Source organism: Streptomyces sp. NPDC056061 (genome assembly GCF_042266885.1).
Taxonomy (GTDB): Bacteria; Actinomycetota; Actinomycetes; order Streptomycetales; family Streptomycetaceae; genus Streptomyces.
Map to the genome: position 1 here is coordinate 1 of NZ_JBHJWQ010000029.1, position 15,992 is coordinate 15,992.

The 15,992-nt window shown below is 72.4% G+C and carries 17 protein-coding genes; 8 read left to right on the plus strand and 9 right to left on the minus strand.

Going from position 1 to position 15,992, the window contains the following annotated elements; genetic code table 11:
- Positions 1 to 204 precede the first annotated feature (204 nt).
- Positions 205 to 1,857: an IS1182 family transposase gene (locus ACFC79_RS30890; RefSeq protein WP_376246922.1), complete on the minus strand. Its 1,653-nt coding sequence runs from the start codon at positions 1,855 to 1,857 to the stop codon at positions 205 to 207.
- 484 nt (positions 1,858 to 2,341) lie between these two features.
- On the opposite strand from ACFC79_RS30890, the gene ACFC79_RS30895 reads away from it, so the two are divergent.
- Positions 2,342 to 2,704 (plus strand): tetratricopeptide repeat protein, encoded by a 363-nt coding sequence (locus ACFC79_RS30895; RefSeq protein WP_376246924.1) that lies wholly within the window; start codon positions 2,342 to 2,344, stop codon positions 2,702 to 2,704.
- A 79-nt stretch (positions 2,705 to 2,783) separates the two neighbouring features.
- On the opposite strand, the gene ACFC79_RS30900 is transcribed toward ACFC79_RS30895, so the two are convergent.
- Both ACFC79_RS30900 and ACFC79_RS30905 read right to left on the minus strand, forming a co-directional pair.
- Positions 2,784 to 3,554: a CbtA family protein gene (locus ACFC79_RS30900; RefSeq protein ID WP_376246926.1), complete on the minus strand. Its 771-nt coding sequence runs from the start codon at positions 3,552 to 3,554 to the stop codon at positions 2,784 to 2,786.
- Between the two features lie 27 nt (positions 3,555 to 3,581).
- Positions 3,582 to 3,794, minus strand: coding sequence for a CbtB-domain containing protein (locus tag ACFC79_RS30905; RefSeq protein WP_376246929.1), 213 nt, complete (start codon positions 3,792 to 3,794; stop codon positions 3,582 to 3,584).
- Between the two features lie 259 nt (positions 3,795 to 4,053).
- Between ACFC79_RS30905 and ACFC79_RS30910 the strand changes: the two genes are divergently transcribed.
- Positions 4,054 to 4,647 carry a histidine phosphatase family protein gene (locus ACFC79_RS30910; RefSeq protein WP_376246931.1) on the plus strand — a complete coding sequence of 198 codons (594 nt, stop codon included), beginning with the start codon at positions 4,054 to 4,056 and terminating at the stop codon, positions 4,645 to 4,647.
- 136 nt (positions 4,648 to 4,783) lie between these two features.
- Here the strand turns inward: ACFC79_RS30910 and ACFC79_RS30915 are convergent, their stop codons facing one another.
- The gene (locus tag ACFC79_RS30915) at positions 4,784 to 6,223 is read right to left on the minus strand and encodes a dihydrolipoyl dehydrogenase family protein (RefSeq protein ID WP_376246933.1); all 1,440 of its coding nucleotides are present in this window, start codon (positions 6,221 to 6,223) and stop codon (positions 4,784 to 4,786) included.
- 116 nt (positions 6,224 to 6,339) lie between these two features.
- Between ACFC79_RS30915 and trxA the strand changes: the two genes are divergently transcribed.
- Positions 6,340 to 6,714 (plus strand): thioredoxin, encoded by a 375-nt coding sequence (gene trxA / locus ACFC79_RS30920; protein ID WP_376246935.1) that lies wholly within the window; start codon positions 6,340 to 6,342, stop codon positions 6,712 to 6,714.
- 65 nt (positions 6,715 to 6,779) lie between these two features.
- Here the strand turns inward: trxA and ACFC79_RS30925 are convergent, their stop codons facing one another.
- A complete protein-coding gene (locus tag ACFC79_RS30925) occupies positions 6,780 to 7,073 on the minus strand; it encodes a hypothetical protein (protein ID WP_376246938.1) in 294 nt (97 codons plus the stop codon).
- A gap of 203 nt (positions 7,074 to 7,276) precedes the next feature.
- Positions 7,277 to 8,299, minus strand: coding sequence for a LacI family DNA-binding transcriptional regulator (locus tag ACFC79_RS30930; protein ID WP_376246941.1), 1,023 nt, complete (start codon positions 8,297 to 8,299; stop codon positions 7,277 to 7,279).
- A gap of 182 nt (positions 8,300 to 8,481) precedes the next feature.
- On the opposite strand from ACFC79_RS30930, the gene ACFC79_RS30935 reads away from it, so the two are divergent.
- Positions 8,482 to 8,949 carry a type II toxin-antitoxin system PemK/MazF family toxin gene (locus tag ACFC79_RS30935; RefSeq protein WP_376246944.1) on the plus strand — a complete coding sequence of 156 codons (468 nt, stop codon included), beginning with the start codon at positions 8,482 to 8,484 and terminating at the stop codon, positions 8,947 to 8,949.
- Here the strand turns inward: ACFC79_RS30935 and ACFC79_RS30940 are convergent.
- A complete protein-coding gene (locus ACFC79_RS30940; protein WP_376246945.1) occupies positions 8,934 to 9,770 on the minus strand; it encodes a TIGR02452 family protein in 837 nt (278 codons plus the stop codon). The two genes, ACFC79_RS30935 and ACFC79_RS30940, sit on opposite strands and share 16 nt — an antisense overlap.
- A gap of 148 nt (positions 9,771 to 9,918) precedes the next feature.
- On the opposite strand from ACFC79_RS30940, the gene egtA reads away from it, so the two are divergent.
- The 4 genes from egtA to egtD are packed head-to-tail and all read left to right on the plus strand — an operon-like array spanning position 9,919 to position 14,307.
- Positions 9,919 to 11,235: an ergothioneine biosynthesis glutamate--cysteine ligase EgtA gene (gene egtA / locus ACFC79_RS30945; RefSeq protein ID WP_376246948.1), complete on the plus strand. Its 1,317-nt coding sequence runs from the start codon at positions 9,919 to 9,921 to the stop codon at positions 11,233 to 11,235.
- Positions 11,232 to 12,593: an ergothioneine biosynthesis protein EgtB gene (egtB, locus tag ACFC79_RS30950; protein WP_376246951.1), complete on the plus strand. Its 1,362-nt coding sequence runs from the start codon at positions 11,232 to 11,234 to the stop codon at positions 12,591 to 12,593. Before egtA ends, egtB begins: the two co-directional genes overlap by 4 nt.
- On the plus strand, positions 12,593 to 13,348 hold the full coding sequence (egtC, locus tag ACFC79_RS30955) for an ergothioneine biosynthesis protein EgtC (protein ID WP_376246953.1): 756 nt from the start codon (positions 12,593 to 12,595) through the stop codon (positions 13,346 to 13,348). The genes egtB and egtC overlap by 1 nt, the downstream gene beginning before the upstream one ends.
- Positions 13,345 to 14,307: an L-histidine N(alpha)-methyltransferase gene (egtD, locus tag ACFC79_RS30960; protein WP_376246956.1), complete on the plus strand. Its 963-nt coding sequence runs from the start codon at positions 13,345 to 13,347 to the stop codon at positions 14,305 to 14,307. Before egtC ends, egtD begins: the two co-directional genes overlap by 4 nt.
- On the opposite strand, the gene ACFC79_RS30965 is transcribed toward egtD, so the two are convergent.
- Complete coding sequence (locus ACFC79_RS30965; RefSeq protein WP_376246959.1) at positions 14,250 to 15,155, minus strand: lysophospholipid acyltransferase family protein; 906 nt, start codon at positions 15,153 to 15,155, stop codon at positions 14,250 to 14,252. The genes egtD and ACFC79_RS30965 overlap by 58 nt on opposite strands.
- Positions 15,152 to 15,967: a GNAT family N-acetyltransferase gene (locus ACFC79_RS30970; RefSeq protein WP_376246962.1), complete on the minus strand. Its 816-nt coding sequence runs from the start codon at positions 15,965 to 15,967 to the stop codon at positions 15,152 to 15,154. Before ACFC79_RS30970 ends, ACFC79_RS30965 begins: the two co-directional genes overlap by 4 nt.
- Between the last annotated feature and the right edge of the window lie 25 nt (positions 15,968 to 15,992).

Here is a 15,992-nt window from a genome sequence, read left to right on the forward strand (position 1 = left end):
CACATCAAGCGGAGCCTGGCCAACCTGGCCGCCCGCACCCTCAACGAGCTGGAGACTCTGCTCCGCAGGCGGCTCAAAGCGCTGCAGTACCGGCACGGCATCCTCGGCGGATTCCTTGCCGGGACGGGCCTCGCTCTCGACAGACCGGACAGACCCTAATACGCCGAAGTCAGTAATTCCGGGCCCTGATGCTTCGCCCCGTCGTTATGCGGCGGGGCGAAGTGCTGCCAGGGGGCTGGTCCGGGTGCGGGCGCGGGGTGTGTCGGTGAGCCAGGCGTTGATGCGGATGAGGTTGATCGCGGCGCCGGTGAGCTGGTGCTGGAGGCTGGTCTTTCCGAGTCCGCGGTAGCGGGATCTGCGCAGGCCGCAGGCTTGCACTCCTTGGGAGATGGTCCCTTCGACCCCGGCACGGATCTTGTAGCGGTCCTTCCACTCGTCGGTTGCCTGGAGCTGCCGTGCCTGGTGGAGGGCTTCGTATTCGTGGCGGGGCCGCAGGGTGATCTCCCGGCGCTGGGCCTTCGGCGAGCTGACACAGTCCCGGAGGCTGGGGCAGGTGCGGCAGTCCGCCGGGGAGAACCGGACCCGGATCAGAGGGAGTTGTTCTTCGGAGCGGCGGTGGTGCCACTGGGTGCTGGTAATTCCGTTCGGGCAGGTCACGTGCTGGTTGTCCCAGTCGATGGTGAAGGCGTCCTGTCCGTAGGTGCCCTCGCCACGGGCCTGGGCGACGGTCACCGGCACCAGTGGCCCGTGCAGGTCGACATCATGGTCGATGCGGGAGGCTGCCAGGGCGCTGGAGTTGGCGTAACCGGCGTCGACCCAGTGTTCGTCCGGCAGCAGGCCCCGCCTCGCGAGACCTGTGTGGACGACGGCGGCCATCCGGTCGTCGGGGACAGTGGCGACGGTGGTGGTCACCTCCGTGACCAGATGCACCGCGTCCGGCTCGCACGTCTCGGTGAGGTGGACCTTGTAGCCGTCCCACATCGTGTCGCGTTTGACGCTGCCGCGGGCCTCGATGTCATACGGGGTGACCAGGCGCTTCGCGCCCGGCGGGCGGTCTTTTGGGTCCCTCCGTGCCACCTCGCCCTCCACCACGTGGAAGTGCTGGACCCATACCTGCCGCAGAATGCCGACTTCCGGCAGTTCCCGAAGCGCCGGTGGCGCGTCGTCCGACCAGACCATGCGCAGCAGACGCATGCCGTCGGCTCCGATCCGCCGGCCCACCTCAACCCGCTTGGTGTGGGCTTTAGGGAAGCGGGAGTCCTCGATCCGGGTCGCGTAGTGCTTGAACCAGTCCGGCAGCGCACGGGCCCTGAGCCAGTCCGGCTCGGCGTCGGCCACCGCGTTCATCGCTGCCCGTAACGTCTCGCCGACCAGCTCCAGCCAGTTCAGCTCACGCGCCGAGGAGAGCACATGCGTGGAGTCGGTCCGCGCCCTCCCACCCGACGCGAGCAGCCCCCGGTCCTTGGCCGCGACCAGGATCGCGTCCAGCACCACCCGCCCCGCATCCCCGCCCACCAGACGGTCCCTGAACTCTGAGAGCACCGAGAAGTCGAAGCCGGGATCGGCCAGCTCCAGTCCCAACGCGAACTTCCAGTCGATCCGGGCCCGCACCGCCTCAGCGGCCTGCCGGTCGGTCAGCCCCTCCACGAACTGCAACACCAGCACCATCGCCAGCCGCCCCGGTGACCAGGCAGGCTTCCCTCTCACCGGGAACAGACCCTCGAACTGCTCATCGGTGAACAGGACACCCAGCTCATCACGGACCCGGATCGCCAGACTGCCCTTCGGGAAGGCCGCGCGTGCCACCCGCACCGTCTCCACCGGGATCTCCCCCGGCTCCCTCGGCTGCATCGACATCGGCATCCTCCCCATACGACAACGTCGGCTCCCCAGACCACAACAGGGTCTTGGGAGCCGACGTCACGCGAGAACCGGAATTCGCCAACAGCGTCCCATCACTGGCCTCCGGCCCCCTGTGGCGATTTCGCCCGGATTCTACCCTCTCGGTCAGGTGGGAAACTGGGAAACCGATGGGAAATCGATCACGCAGATCGCTGCAACGTGCTGCGCGAAGATGCGACGAACTACTCGTACATGCATGCTGCGTTGCAGGTCAGGGGGTGTTCACTCCTCTGACCTGCTACAGCTCAGGGAACGATGTTGTTCATGGCGCTCAACCTATTCCCGCGGGAGCCCGGAGGCACCGGTACCCACGCCGAGCACTTAGTGGAATATTCAACCAACATGTCGTGTTGCCGCAGACGCAATGATCCGGACGCATGGGCGGGTCGGAGCCGCGCGGGCGGGAATCCGGCGCGCGGTCCTTGAGCGAGGAGGCCACATGAGCGACAGCTACTTCGAGTTCGGCACGGCGGCCGACCGCTGGGACCGTGCCCGGATGTTCTTCGAGGCGAAGGAATACATGAGCGCCGCCCGGATCCTCGAAGGGCTGGTCGAGGAGGTGCCGGAGCAGGTGTCCCCGCGCCTGCTGCTGGCCCGCGCGTACTACCACTCGGCCCGTCTCGGCAGGGCCGAGACGCAGCTGCGGGTCATTCTGGAGCGTGACCCGGTGGAGCCCTACGCCCGGCTGATGCTCGGCCGCACGCTGGAGCGCCAGGGGCGGAGTGCGGAGGCGAGCGGCCACCTGCGCATGGCGGCGGCCTTCTCCGGGGACTTCGATGCGGGCCGCACCGGTCGAGGGTGAACGGCGCGCGGCGACGGCGGGGCCCGCCGGGTGGTTCCCGGCGGGCCCCGATGTCCGCGCGTGGTGAGTGACGCGCCGGTCAGCCGGCCGCCGCGGCGGTCCGGTCCGACGCGGCGGACGAGGAACCCGTCGCGGTGGCGCCGGGCAGGAGGAGCCGTTCCGTCAGGTGACCGAAGACGACGCCGAAGACGGCCCAGAGGGTGACCTGGACGGCGAGGGTGGCCAGCCGGAACTCCCACAGCAGGGAGGCCGGGAAGTCCTCGCCCACCTCGTTGAACGAGGGCAGGAACGCGTAGGCGAGGCCGATCACGACGATGTACCCGCCGGCTGCGGTGATCGTCGCGTTCCAGTTGCCCAGGCGGGGAGCGAGCCGTCGGCCGAGGATCACGGCGGCGACGGCCAGCAGCACGCTCAGGGCGACCATCAGGAAGAACAGTCCGGTGCGCCGGCCGATGGTGTCGGGGTTGCCGACGGCCGGCGGGTTGGCCGGGTACTTCAGGAAGGGCACCACGTACACGGTGAGCAGTGCCGCGCCCGCGATAAGCGCCGCGGTGGCTCGCGGGCCGAACCTGCCGATCCTGCCGAGGGCGTAGCAGAAGACGAGGGCGGCGATGCCGCCGATCGCCACGCCGAAGACCAGCACACCGGTGGCGAGACCGGCGGTGGACTGCATGGTGCGGCTGACGAGTTCCTCGCCGCCGTGGTCATGGCTGTGCGCCTCTTCGAGCGCGATGGCCGCGTCCACCCGGGACTCGCCCAGGAAGTACGCGACGGCCAGGGCGAGCACGCCCGCTACGAGTCCGGCCAGCATGCCGCGGACGAGAAGGGCTCTGACGGATATGGAGTTCATGGGTCTTCCCCTGGTTCGGACAGTACGTCAGTGGCAGGGGAAACCGAGGAGGTGGCGCCCGTCGTGGACCCACTCGTGCACTCCGGCGCCGGAGATGACGGAGGTGGCGCCCTGCTCGGCGCCGACGAAGTACAGCAGGACGAGCATGAGGATGCCGAAGAAGACAGCCCAAGGGGCAAGAGTCTTCAGGGAGATGGGGGTGATCGCCGGTACGGCGGCGGGGGCAGCGGACTGTGCCATGGCAGAACCTCCTGGGGGAACACGCGTCCCGATCGTGGTGCCGAAACGAAGGTGCTGGGTCTGACTTCCCGTACGGGTACGGGTACACAGTGGCGCGACCGTGCCGGAGTCTCACCGGGCTTCCGTCACACCTTCGTCATGTGCTGCGGACGATACCGCCTGGGCGTGAGCACGGCCATGGCCCCCGCGTACCGCTGCGCACCGGCATGGAAGGGTGGGCGCTCCCGGTGCCCATGGTTCGAGGGGGATTGACCTGCCCATGACGGAACACGTGATGATGATCTCACCCGCGCTCAACGCGGCGCTGCGCGAGGCGCGATTCGACGGTGACGCCCCGCTCGACCCGGCCGGGCACCGGCACGCCCGAAAGGCCGCCTCGGCGGTGCCGTCCGCCGACCGGTACGTGTGCGGCCCGTCGGGGCGGTGCACCGGCACCGCCGAGGCGCTGGGGCTGCGAGCCGTCACCGAACCCGTGCTGCGCGGCTGGGACATGGGCCGATGGGCCGGACGGCGGCTGGCGGACGTGGGCGCGGACGAACCGGACGCGGTGTCGGCGTGGCTGGCCGATCCCTCGGCGGCTCCGCACGGCGGGGAGTCGCTCCTGGCGTTCTGCGGGCGGATCGGTGCGTGGCTGGAGTCGGTGCCGGACCCGGACGGCGGCGACCGTGTCCGGACGGTGGCGGTCGTCGAGCCCGCGGTGGTGCGGGCATCGGTCGTGCGGGCTCTCGCCCTGCCGACGGCCGCGTTCTGGCGGCTGGATGTCGCGCCGCTGACGCTGACCGGGCTCAGCGGCCGGTCGGGGCGGTGGAACCTGAGCTGCGGTCATCCGCTGTCCCCCGCCGGGGCACGGTAGCGGTCCGGGAAGCAGGTCGACGGGTGCCCCGCCCCGGGGTCCCGCGGTCCGCAGCGGCACGCCGTCGCGACGCGAAGGGGCCGTGGGTGGGGGCGGGGCCGGTGGCGAGGGTGCGGCCGCCCGGTCGCCGCACCGCCTACGCGTCCCGGTACGCCTCCAGCAGGCGCAGCCAGATCTCGCTGATGGTCGGGTAGGAGGGGACGGCATGCCACAGTCGGTGCAGGGGGACCTCGCCCGCGACGGCGATCGTCGCCGAGTGGAGCAGTTCACCGATGCCGGGGCCGACGAAGGTGACCCCCAGCAGGATCTGCCGGTCGAGGTCCACGACCATGCGGGCGCGGCCCCGGTAGCCGTCCGCGTACAGGCCGGCGCCTGCCGCCGAGGCGAGATCGGCGTCGACGACGCGTACGCGGTGACCGGCTCGTTCCGCCTCCGCGAGGGTGAGACCGACCGAGGCGGCCTCCGGATCGGTGAAGACGACCTGGGGCACGGCTCCGTGGTCGGCAGTGGCGGCATGGGCGCCCCAGGACCCGGTCTCCAGCGGCGCGCCGTGGGCGCGGGCGGCGATCGCGTCCCCGGCGACGCGCGCCTGGTACTTGCCCTGATGGGTGAGGAGCGCCCGGTGGTTGACGTCGCCGACGGCATACAGCCAGGTGCTGCCGTCGACGCGGCAACTGTCGTCGACGGTGAGCCAGGAGCCCGGAGCCAGGCCGACCGTTTCGAGTCCCAGGTCGTCGGTGCGCGGGGCGCGGCCGGTGGCGAAGAGGATCTCATCGGCCTCGATGTGCCCGCCGTCGTCGAGTTCGACGGTCACCGGGCCGTCGGGCACCGGGCGCCGTACGGCGGTCGCCGACGTTCCGGTGCGGATGTCGGCGCCCGCCTCCACCAGTGCCCGCGCGACGAGTTCACCCGCGAAGGGTTCCATCCTCGGCAGCAGTCCCTTGCCGCGGATCAGCATCGTCACGCGGGAGCCGAGTGCCTGCCAGACGGTGGCCATCTCCGTTCCGACGACGCCGCCTCCGACGATCACGAGACGGCCGGGCACCTTCTTGGCGCTGGTCGCCTCCCGGCTGGTCCAGGGACGGGCCTCGTCGATGCCGGGCAGGTCGGGTACGACGGCGCGGCTGCCGGTGCAGACCGCGACGGCGTGCCGGGCGGTGAGGTGGTGTTCGGTCCCGTCGGGCGCGGTGACCGAGACCGATCGCTCGCCGGTCAGTCTGCCCGGGCCGCGGAAGATGTCCGCCCCGATGCCGTCCAGCCAGGCGGCCTGTCCGTCGTCCTTCCAGTGCGAGGCGTAGTCGTCCCGGTGCGCGAGGACCGCGGCGGTGTCCAGCGGCCCCCGCACGGCGTCGGCGAGGCCGGGGACCCTGCGGGCATCTGCCCGGGCGACGACCGGACGCAGCAGTGCCTTGCTGGGCATGCAGGCCCAGTACGAGCATTCGCCGCCGATGAGTTCCGACTCGACGACCGCCGTGCTCAGGCCGGCGGCGCGGGCCCGGTCGGCGACGTTCTCGCCCACCGGCCCCGCTCCGATCACCACGACGTCGTACTCGGCGTTCAGGGAGGGATTCGTCATGGGGAACAGTCTGGTGGCGGGTGTGAGCGACGGCCACATGGGCAGGCGGAATACCGCGGGTGCACGGCGCCGTTGTGCCGGACAGATCCGCGCCGCCGAGGGAAGAGGTAAGAGGCATGAGCACCATCGAGCTCACCAAGGAAAACTTCGATCAGGTCGTCAGTGACAACGACTTCGTCCTGATCGACTTCTGGGCTTCCTGGTGCGGCCCCTGCCGGCAGTTCGCGCCGGTGTACGACGCGGCGTCGGAACGCCACGAGGACCTGGTCTTCGCCAAGGTCGACACGGAGGCGCAGCAGGAGCTGGCGGCGGCGTTCGACATCCGTTCCATCCCCACGCTGATGATCGTCCGGGAGAACGTGGCGGTCTTCGCGCAGCCCGGGGCGCTGCCGGAGGCGGCGCTGGAGGATGTCATCGGGCAGGCCCGGAAGCTGGACATGGACGAGGTCCGCAAGTCCATCGAGAGCGGGCAGAAGGAGCAGCAGCAGTAGCACCGGCAGTGGGCGTCGGGGCCCGCCCGGGGCAGCGGTCCCGGGCGGGCCCCGGCGGTCCGGCGTCAGCCGTCGGCACGGACGCCGGAGCCGTCGTCGTTGTTCGTCTCCCTGATCCGGACGGAGAGCCCGTAGTCCAGCTCGGCCCCGTCGACGAGGAGGGCTTCGACGGCGTGCGTCGCCGGGTCGATGTCCGCCACGACCCCTTCGCCCGCGTACCGGGGGTAGCCCGATGCCCCGGTCTCGCCGGTCGCCGTCACCACCGCGGAGCGGATGGCAGCGCCCGTCCGGGTGGCGTCGGTGGTGCCCTCGGTGAATTCGGGGACGATCAGGATCTCGAAACTCTGCGGGTGGCTCATGGGCAAGACGCTAACGACCTCGCCCACGATCGGCAGTGGAGCACGCGGCGGAGTCCGGTGCCCCGCTGTCCGCGGCGGAGAAAGATGCCCCCGGCCTTCCTCGTGGGTCCGCCGGGGGTGCGGGACGGCCTCGGGCACGGGGCCCGGAACGCGCCTCGCGGCGCACCCGGGCCCGCCCGGCGGGCCGGGAGCGGATACCGGGGTCAGCTGGATTCGCGGTGGACCACGTCGACCCGCAGCAGGTCGTGGTGCTCGGGTGCGCCTTTCGGGTGGCGCACCAGTCGGTCGACGAGGTCCGCGAGCGGCCGGGCCGTGACGGGTTCCATCCGCACGGTGCTGAGCCGGGGCCGCAGCAGTCTGCCGAGCATCAGATCGTCGGCACCGACCACGGCCGTCTCGCGGGGCACGTCGACGCCCACGTCCTGGAACGCTCTCATCAGGAGCATCGCGTACTCGTCGTTGTACGCGAACACGGCGTCCAGGCCCAGGGCACGCCAGCCGGAGGCCAACCGGGCGGCCGATTCCTCCTCGTAGCGCAGCGGCAGTGGTTCGATGTGGGCCCCGTGGCCCCGCGCGGCATGCCGGGCCCCGGCCAGCCTGGGTTCCGCGATCGGACCGAGGCCGTCCTCCTGCGGCATGACCACGCCGATGCGGCGACGGCCGCGTCCCAGCAGATGCCCGACGGCGCTGCCGCCCACCTCCTGCTGGTCCATGATCAGCGCGTGGGCCCCGGCCACCGGGCGGGGCCCCAGGGTGATGACGGCCCTGGCCCCCGATCGTCTGAGCACGGATATGCCCTGCGGGGTGAGGGCGATGGTGCCGGGTGCGACGACGGCGACGGGGCGCAGTTCGGCCCAGGCCCGGGCGGCGTCGTCGGCGCCCAGGCCGGAGCTGCCGTACTGGACCACGGTGTAGTCGAGGCGGCGCAGCCCGGCCTCCAGGTCGTGGACGAAGCGGTGGTGGAGCGGACCGGACGGGAGGTCGACGGTGGGCAGGACCACCGTGCGGGTGTGTCCGGCGCGCAGGCTGCGGGCCGCCGCGTGCGGGACGTAGCCGAGTTCGGCGGCGGCCTCCCTGACCCGGCGCCGGGTGGGTTCGCTGATGCGTACGGCGCTGTTGTCGTTCAGCACGTACGACACGGTGGCCCGGGAGACGCCGGCGACTCGTGCGACATCGGCGCTGGTCGGGACGGGGCCCTCGGTGGGCTGGTTCGGTAACTGGCTCATGGCGACGGGCAGTCTTGCAGACCGGACGCCATGAGCGCCTCGTTCAGGCCGATATGACGCATCATCGGGACAGCGGTGGACGATCGCCGGGAAACGGATCGCCGGGCCGGTGCCGCACCGGCCCGCGTACGCTCCCCCGCCCCGCCCGCCGGGCCGGGCGACGCGGGCTCTACGGTGAGGGGATGAACACGCAGCACCATGACCACGACGCCGAGGGCCCTGCCTCCTTCCCCGGTCGCACCGGGCCCGGCGCGACTCGTGAGGCCGATCCGCGCGACGTGGGTCCGGTCCGTACCTCGTACGCCCCCGACCGGGACGGCGACCCCGATCCGGGCGAGATCGTCTGGACGTGGGTGCCGTTCGAGGAGAACGACGGACGCGGCAAGGACCGTCCGGTGCTGGTGGTGGCCCGGGAGTCGGCGGGCACGCTCCTGGCCGTGCGGTTGTCCAGCAAGCAGCACGACCGGGACCGCGAATGGGTGGCGCTCGGGGCCGGGCCGTGGGACAGCTCGGGCCGTCCGTCCTGGGTCGATCTGGACCGGGTGCTGCGCGTCCACGAGGGCGGGATGCGGCGTGAGGCATGCGCCCTCGACCGCGACCGGTTCGATCGGGTCGTCGGGCGGCTGCGGGAACGCTACGGCTGGGGCTGACCGCCGAACACCCGGCTGAAGGCGGACCGGGTGGGGGCATCGGGGCCGCGGTCGAGGATGCCGAAGACGATCTGCTCGAAGTGTCCGGCGAACCTGCCGCCGTCCAGGAGCAGGGCCCGGAACGTACGGGCCACCTGTGCCGGATCGTTGCCGAACACGCCGCAACCCCAGGCACCCAGGACCAGTCTGCGGTAACCGCGCACCGCGGCGACCTCCAGCACCCGTTCGGCGCGCGAGGCCAGGGCGGCGGGGATGCGGTGGGCGTCCTCGGGGGTTCGGCTGCGGACGGCCGAGGCGTTGGGCGCCGGAGAAGTGAGGAATCCGACGGTGAACGGGGTGTCGAGCAGTCGCCCCCGGTCGTCGCGGAAGACCGGAACGCCCGGTGAGTGAATCACCCGGTCGGTGTAGAGGACGCTGCGTTCGGCGCGGTGGTGGGCGTAGTACTCGGGCGCGCGCAGCAGTGTGGCGTGCAGCGCCGAACTCCGGCAGAGGGCTTCTTCCTGGGCCTGTGCGCCGTTGAGGTATCCGCCGCCCGGGTTGCGGGCGGAGGCGTAGTTGAGGACCGCGATCCTGCCGGGTGCCTCGCCGGTCATGCGGTGCGCGGCCCGCAGGCTGCTCTCGTCGGTCACCTCGACGGCGGGTGTGCGGTCCGCATCGAGGGCCGCGACCGGGACCGGAGCGGGACCGTACATCCGGGTGCCCGAGAGCGCGGCGGCGAGGGCCCGTTCGATGTTCACCTCGCGGCCCTGCGGGGTGCGGTAGCGGCCGGCCGCCACGATGTCCTCGGTCTCGCGCGCGATGGCGCGCAGCCTTGCGCTCATCGATACTCCCCCATGTGGTGCATACGGGGCATGCTCGATGGTCCGACAGCATGCGCGCAAGCGAATTTCCGACCCGCCGGGGCGCTCTTGTGCGATCCCCCGGCAGGAGTTTGGGTGGGAGGACGAACCGACCGGAAGGAGGCCCGCCATGTCATCCGAAGCATCCGGCGACCACGGTCCGCCCGGCCAGGCCCCGCCCCTGGACGAGAGCGGGGCGGAGGACTTACTGCGCTGCATCTGTTTCAAGACCGGGCCGCCCACCGCGGTCGGTGTGGAGCTCGAATGGCTCATTCACCACCGGGACCGGCCCCGCGTCCCGGTCCCGCACGACCTGCTCGACGACGCCGTCGCCGCCCTGCGGCAGCTGCCCCTGAGCGCGGCGCTCACCTTCGAACCCGGCGGCCAGCTGGAGCTCAGCTCGCGCCCCGCCGACTCCCTGATGGCCTGCATCGATGCCACGGCCGCCGATCTCGCCGCCGTACGCGGCGCCCTGGACCGACTGGACCTCGCTCCGGTGGGGTTCGGTGTCGATCCGTGGCACGCTCCGCACCGTCGGCTGCGCGAGCCCCGTTACGACGCCATGGAGAGCGCGTTGGACCGGTCGGGTCCGGCCGGCCGCGCCATGATGTGCACCTCGGCATCCGTCCAGGTGTGCCTGGACGCCGGAGAGGAGGAACCCGGACCGCTCGGCTACGGGCGGCGCTGGCAACTTGCCCATCTGCTGGGCGCGGTGCTGGTGGCGGTCTTCGCCAATTCCCCCCTGCGCCAAGGCCGTCCGACCGCGTGGCGGTCCACCCGGCAGTCGCTCTGGAACGACCTCGATCCGCGGCGGGCCCTGGCACCGGCCGGCCCGCTGCCACCCCGCGACGCCTGGGCCGCGCACGTCCTGGACACGCCGGTGATGTGCATCCGGGAGGAGCGCGGGCCGTGGGCCGTGCCGGAGGGTCTGACCTTTCGCGACTGGATCCGCACCGGCCTGCCACGACCACCGGTGCGCGACGACCTCGACTACCACATCAGCACCCTCTTTCCGCCCGTGCGTCCGCGCGGACACCTCGAATTCCGCATGATCGACGCGCAGCACGGCCCGGACGGGTGGCTGGTGCCGCTGGCCGTCGTCACCGCCCTGTTCGACGACCCGGAGGCCGCCGAGACCGTGTACCGCGCCGTCAAGCCGCTTGCCGAGACGGCGGGGCCGGGCCCCGCGCCGCGCAACCCGTTGTGGGTGGGCGCCGCCCGCGACGGGCTCGGCGACCCGGACCTGCGGGCTGCCGCCGCTACCTGTTTCCGGGCCGCGCTGGAGGCACTGCCCCGGGTGGGGGCGAGCGCGGCCGTGCAGCAGACGGTCGCGGAGTTCGACGACCGCTTCGTCGCCCGCGGCCGGTGCCCCGCCGACGACCTTCCCGGACTGTTCGCACCGGACCCGGCGAACGACTCCGGCCACAACGAGGGACCCCACTCATGACTCACTCCCCCGCACCCGACGCGGCAGGGGCCGGTGTGCCGTCCGGCCCCGACCGGACGGACCCCGAGGCGCTCCGGCAGCACGCACGTGCCGCTCTGCTCGCCGCCCGGGAACGCACCGCGCTGCTGACCGACAGCGTGGACGACCACGAACTGACCGCCCAGCATTCGCCGTTGATGTCCCCCCTGGTCTGGGACCTCGCGCACATCGGCAATCAGGAAGAACTGTGGCTGCTGCGCGCGGTGGCCGGGCAGGACGCGATGCGCCCGGAGATCGACGGGCTGTACGACGCCTTCGAGCACCCCCGGGAGACCCGCCCCGCACTGCCGCTGCTGCCGCCCACCGAGGCCCGCGCGTACGCATCGGAGGTACGGGGGCGCGTGCTGGACGTCCTGGACGGGACGGCGTTGCGCGAGGACCGGCCGCTGCTGCGGGACGGCTTCGCGTTCGGCATGATCGCGCAGCACGAGCAGCAGCACGACGAAACGATGCTGATCACCCATCAGTTGCGGGCCGGACCCGCGGTGCTGTCCGCGCCGGTACCGCCCGGCCCCACCGACGCGGACACCCTCGCCGCCGAGGTGCTCGTCCCCGGCGGACCGTTCACGATGGGGACGTCGACCGAACCGTGGGCCCTCGACAACGAACGGCCCGCCCATGTGCGCGACGTACCCGCGTTCTTCCTCGACACCACCCCGGTGACCTGCGGCGCCTATCTGCGCTTCGTCGAGGACGGCGGGTACGCCCAACGGCGCTGGTGGGCCCCGGAGGGCTGGACGATGGTCCGCGAGCACGAACTCGCCGCCCCGCTGTTCTGGCACCGGGACGGCGGCCGGTGGCTGCGCCGCCGCTTCGGAGTGACCGAGACGGTGCCCGAGGACGAGCCGGTGCTGCACGTCAGCTGGTACGAGGCGGACGCGTACGCCCGCTGGGCGGGACGCCGACTGCCCTCGGAGGCGGAGTGGGAGAAGGCGGCACGCCACGACCCGGTGTCGGGACGTTCCACACGCTATCCGTGGGGCGACGAGGACCCGACGCCCGAGCGGGCCAACCTGGGGCAGCGCCACCTGCGGCCGGCCCGGGCAGGAGCCTATGGCGCTGGCCAGTCTCCCTTCGGCGTACGGCAGTTGATCGGTGACGTGTGGGAGTGGACGTCGAGCGACTTCCTCCCCCACCCGGGCTTCGCGGCGTTCCCGTACCGCGAGTACTCGGAGGTGTTCTTCGGGCCGGCCCACAAGGTGCTGCGCGGCGGTTCGTTCGCCGTGGACCCTGTGGCCTGCCGGGCGACGTTCCGCAACTGGGACCTGCCGGTGCGGCGCCAGATCTTCTCCGGGTTCCGCACCGCGAGGGATGCCTGATGTGCCGTCATATCGCCTACCTGGGGCCTGCAGTGGCCCTGGGCGAGGTGCTCGTGCTGCCCCCGCACGGCCTGGTGCGTCAGTCGTGGGCGCCGCGACACCAGCGGCACGGGACCGTCAACGCCGACGGATTCGGTGTGGGCTGGTACGCGGACGGCGACGCGGTGCCGGGACGGTACCGGCGCGCGGGCCCGGTCTGGGGCGACCGGACGTTCTCCGATCTGGCCCGGGTGGTGCGCAGCACCGCGCTGCTCGCCGCGGTGCGCGACGCGACCGAGGCGAGCGACGACGGCGAGGCCGCAGCCGCACCGTTCGCCGACGGCACGCTGCTGTTCAGCCACAACGGCGCGGTGGTGGGCTGGCCCGATTCCCTGGCCCCGCTCGCCCACGCGCTGCCCCCGGCCGCGCTGCTGTCCCTCACCGCCCGGTGCGACTCGGCCCTGATCTGGGCCCTGGTCCGGCACCGGCTGGCCGAGGGCGACGCACCGGCGCAGGCTGTCGCCGACACCGTGCTCGACGTGGCGTCGGCCGCTCCCGGATCGCGGCTGAACCTGCTGATCACCGATGGCACCGGGATCGTGGCGACGGCATGGGGCGACACCCTGTGGTACCTCACCGGTCCCGGCCCGTGCACGGTCGTGGCCTCGGAGCCGTACGACGACGACCCGCGCTGGCGCGCGGTACCCGACCGGACGCTGCTGACCGCCACCCGCGACGACGTTCTGCTGACCCCGCTCAAGGAGCCCGCCCAGTGAGTCCCTTCCTGCTGACCCGCACCCTGCGGGCGGACGCGACGGACGCGGCGCTGCGCGCCGATGTGCTGCACGGTCTGACCCGCCGGCCCAAGACGCTGCCGCCGAAGTGGTTCTACGACGCTCGCGGCAGCGAACTGTTCGAGGAGATCACCCGGCTCCCGGAGTACTACCCGACCCGTGCCGAGCGCGAGATCCTCATCGGGCGCGCGGCAAAGATCGCCGCGGTCTCGGAGGCACGGACGCTGGTGGAGCTTGGCTCCGGCTCGTCGGACAAGACCCGGCACCTGCTGGACGCACTGCCCGCACTGCACAGCTACGTGCCGGTCGACGTCAGCGAGAGCGCGCTGCGCGGTGCCGCCGAGGCCCTGCTGGCGCAGCGCCCCGGGCTCTCCGTGCACGCCCTGGTGGCCGACTTCACGGGCGGTCTCGCGCTGCCGGGGACCCCGGGGCCCCGGCTTGTGGCGTTCCTCGGCGGCACGATCGGCAATCTGCTGCCCGACGAGCGGGCGGCGTTCCTGAGATCGGTGCGGTCGCTGCTCTCCCCCGGCGACGCGCTGCTGCTCGGTACGGACCTGGTGAAGGACGAGGAGGTGCTGGTCGCCGCGTACGACGACGCCGCGGGGGTCACCGCCGAGTTCGACAAGAACGTCCTGCACGTCCTGAACCGGGAGCTGGGCGCGGACTTCGACCCGGCGGCCTTCGAGCACGTGGCGCTGTGGGACCCGCAGCACGAGTGGATCGAGATGCGGCTGCGGGCCCGTGAGGCGCTGACCGTGAAGATCCGGGGTCTGGATCTGGTGGTGCCGTTCGAGGCCGGCGAGGAGGTCCGCACGGAGGTGTCGGCCAAGTTCCGCGAGGAGGGCGTCCGGGACGAACTCGCCGCTGCCGGGCTCAGGTTGGATCAGTGGTGGACGGATTCCGCCGACCGGTTCGCGCTGTCGTTGGCCACGGCGGTCTGAGCGAACCGGGCCAGTGCTCGGCGGTCCGGCCGGTCACCGGCCCGGATCGGTGGCAGGACGCGGATGTCGGCGGTCAGCCCGGCTGCCGTCACCACGCGCCACAGCGAGGCGGTGAGCGGGTCGTCGCCGACGAACGCGGCCGCACCGGCCGGGCCTTGTGGTTCGGCCGGAGCACAGCAGGCCGGACCGGATGCCCGGCCGCCGCGCCCGGTTCCGCGCGGCGGCCGGATCCGGTAGCTGATGCGCACCGGCCGGATCTCGGCGTCCGCGTCGATCGCGGCCTGGAACACGGCGGGTCCGTAACGACCGCCGCCGCGCCCGCACCGGGTCGTACCCTCCGGGAACGCGATCACCCGGGACCCCTCGCGCAGCGCAGCGCCGATCTCGCGCACGGTCGTGGGCAGTGCGCGCAGCCGGTCGCGTTCGACGAACAGGGTGCCGCCCGCGGTGGCGAGCGGTCCGAGCACCGGCCAGGCCGCTATCTCCCGCTTGGCCAGCATCCGGCCGGGGTACACGGCGGCGACGAGCGGGATGTCCAGCCAGGAGATGTGGTTGGCGACGACCAGGGTGCCCGGCGCGGTGCGCGGCGCGTTGTCCGGCGCCTGTCCCCCGGTGATCCGCACGCGTACGCCGAAGGCCCGCACGACCCCGCGCGCCCAGCGGCGGATCAGCCGTTCCCGCCGGGTCGGGCCGAGCATCAGCACGAAGGGGGCGCCCAGGGCCCCGGCCAGGACGAGTGCACAGCCGGCGCACAACAGCGCCGCGGCGAGGGGACGCGGCCGGGTGGGGCCGTCGTGTCCGGCGCAGGTGCGCGGTGTGCAGGGCGCGGTGGGCAGCCAGGGGTTCATCGCAGGGGGGCGAGCGAGAGGAAGTGGCGCAGGTAGCGGGGGTCGGTGCTGCTCAGCGACAGCAGCACGTACAGGTCGGCGACGTTGAAGTCGGGGTCGTGTGCCGGTGCCCCGCAGACCCTCGCCCCCAGCCGCAGGTACCCGCGCAGCAGCGGGGGGAGCGTGGCGAGCCCGGTGGGCAGGTCCGCGCGTCCGGCAACCGCCGCGTCGGCCCGCCACAGGCGGTGGGGCGTCACCCAGTGGTCCTCGGGTGCCAGGTATTTCGCACGAACGGTCTCCCAGGCTCCCGCCGCCGTCAGGCCGCCGTCGGCGAGGGACACCGAACAGCAGCCCGCCAGCCAGTTGTGGCCGGTGCGCTCCATGTAGTGGGCGAGTCCGGCCCAGATCAGCGCGATGACGGCGCCGTCCCGGTGGGCCGGGTGGACGCAGGACCGTCCGACCTCGACCAGGTCGTCCCGGATCGGGGCGAGCCGTGCGAGGTCGAACTCGCCCTCCGCGTAGAGCCGTCCGGCGATCCGTGCCCGGTCGGGCGGCAGCACGCGGTAGGTGGCGACGATGTCCCCGGTGTTCTGTTCCCGAACCAGCAGGTGGTCGCAGTAGGCGTCGAAGGCGTCGCTGTCCAGGCCGGGTTCGGCCCCCTCCAGCCGGGCGCCGAGTTCACCCGCGAAGACCAGGTGCCGCAGGCGTTGGGCCGCGCGCACCTCCTCCTGGTCGGCGGCGAGGGACACCCGGTAGCGCAAGGGGGTGGCGGGGCCGGGTTGCGTCGGAACGACGGGGATGGCGGGGAGGGAGGTGACAGGCAGCGCGTTCATGACGGTCTCCGATGACGGATCGGCA

Bases quoted from the DNA above. Each gene is read 5' to 3' on its own strand.
- ACFC79_RS30890 (WP_376246922.1), bottom strand. From the start codon at position 1,857: ATGTCGATGCAGCCGAGGGAGCCGGGGGAGATCCCGGTGGAGACGGTG.
- ACFC79_RS30895 (WP_376246924.1), top strand. From the start codon at position 2,342: ATGAGCGACAGCTACTTCGAGTTCGGCACGGCGGCCGACCGCTGGGAC.
- ACFC79_RS30900 (WP_376246926.1), bottom strand. From the start codon at position 3,554: ATGAACTCCATATCCGTCAGAGCCCTTCTCGTCCGCGGCATGCTGGCC.
- ACFC79_RS30905 (WP_376246929.1), bottom strand. From the start codon at position 3,794: ATGGCACAGTCCGCTGCCCCCGCCGCCGTACCGGCGATCACCCCCATC.
- ACFC79_RS30910 (WP_376246931.1), top strand. From the start codon at position 4,054: ATGACGGAACACGTGATGATGATCTCACCCGCGCTCAACGCGGCGCTG.
- ACFC79_RS30915 (WP_376246933.1), bottom strand. From the start codon at position 6,223: ATGACGAATCCCTCCCTGAACGCCGAGTACGACGTCGTGGTGATCGGA.
- trxA (WP_376246935.1), top strand. From the start codon at position 6,340: ATGAGCACCATCGAGCTCACCAAGGAAAACTTCGATCAGGTCGTCAGT.
- ACFC79_RS30925 (WP_376246938.1), bottom strand. From the start codon at position 7,073: ATGAGCCACCCGCAGAGTTTCGAGATCCTGATCGTCCCCGAATTCACC.
- ACFC79_RS30930 (WP_376246941.1), bottom strand. From the start codon at position 8,299: ATGAGCCAGTTACCGAACCAGCCCACCGAGGGCCCCGTCCCGACCAGC.
- ACFC79_RS30935 (WP_376246944.1), top strand. From the start codon at position 8,482: ATGAACACGCAGCACCATGACCACGACGCCGAGGGCCCTGCCTCCTTC.
- ACFC79_RS30940 (WP_376246945.1), bottom strand. From the start codon at position 9,770: ATGAGCGCAAGGCTGCGCGCCATCGCGCGCGAGACCGAGGACATCGTG.
- egtA (WP_376246948.1), top strand. From the start codon at position 9,919: ATGTCATCCGAAGCATCCGGCGACCACGGTCCGCCCGGCCAGGCCCCG.
- egtB (WP_376246951.1), top strand. From the start codon at position 11,232: ATGACTCACTCCCCCGCACCCGACGCGGCAGGGGCCGGTGTGCCGTCC.
- egtC (WP_376246953.1), top strand. From the start codon at position 12,593: ATGTGCCGTCATATCGCCTACCTGGGGCCTGCAGTGGCCCTGGGCGAG.
- ACFC79_RS30965 (WP_376246959.1), bottom strand. From the start codon at position 15,155: ATGAACCCCTGGCTGCCCACCGCGCCCTGCACACCGCGCACCTGCGCC.
- ACFC79_RS30970 (WP_376246962.1), bottom strand. From the start codon at position 15,967: ATGAACGCGCTGCCTGTCACCTCCCTCCCCGCCATCCCCGTCGTTCCG.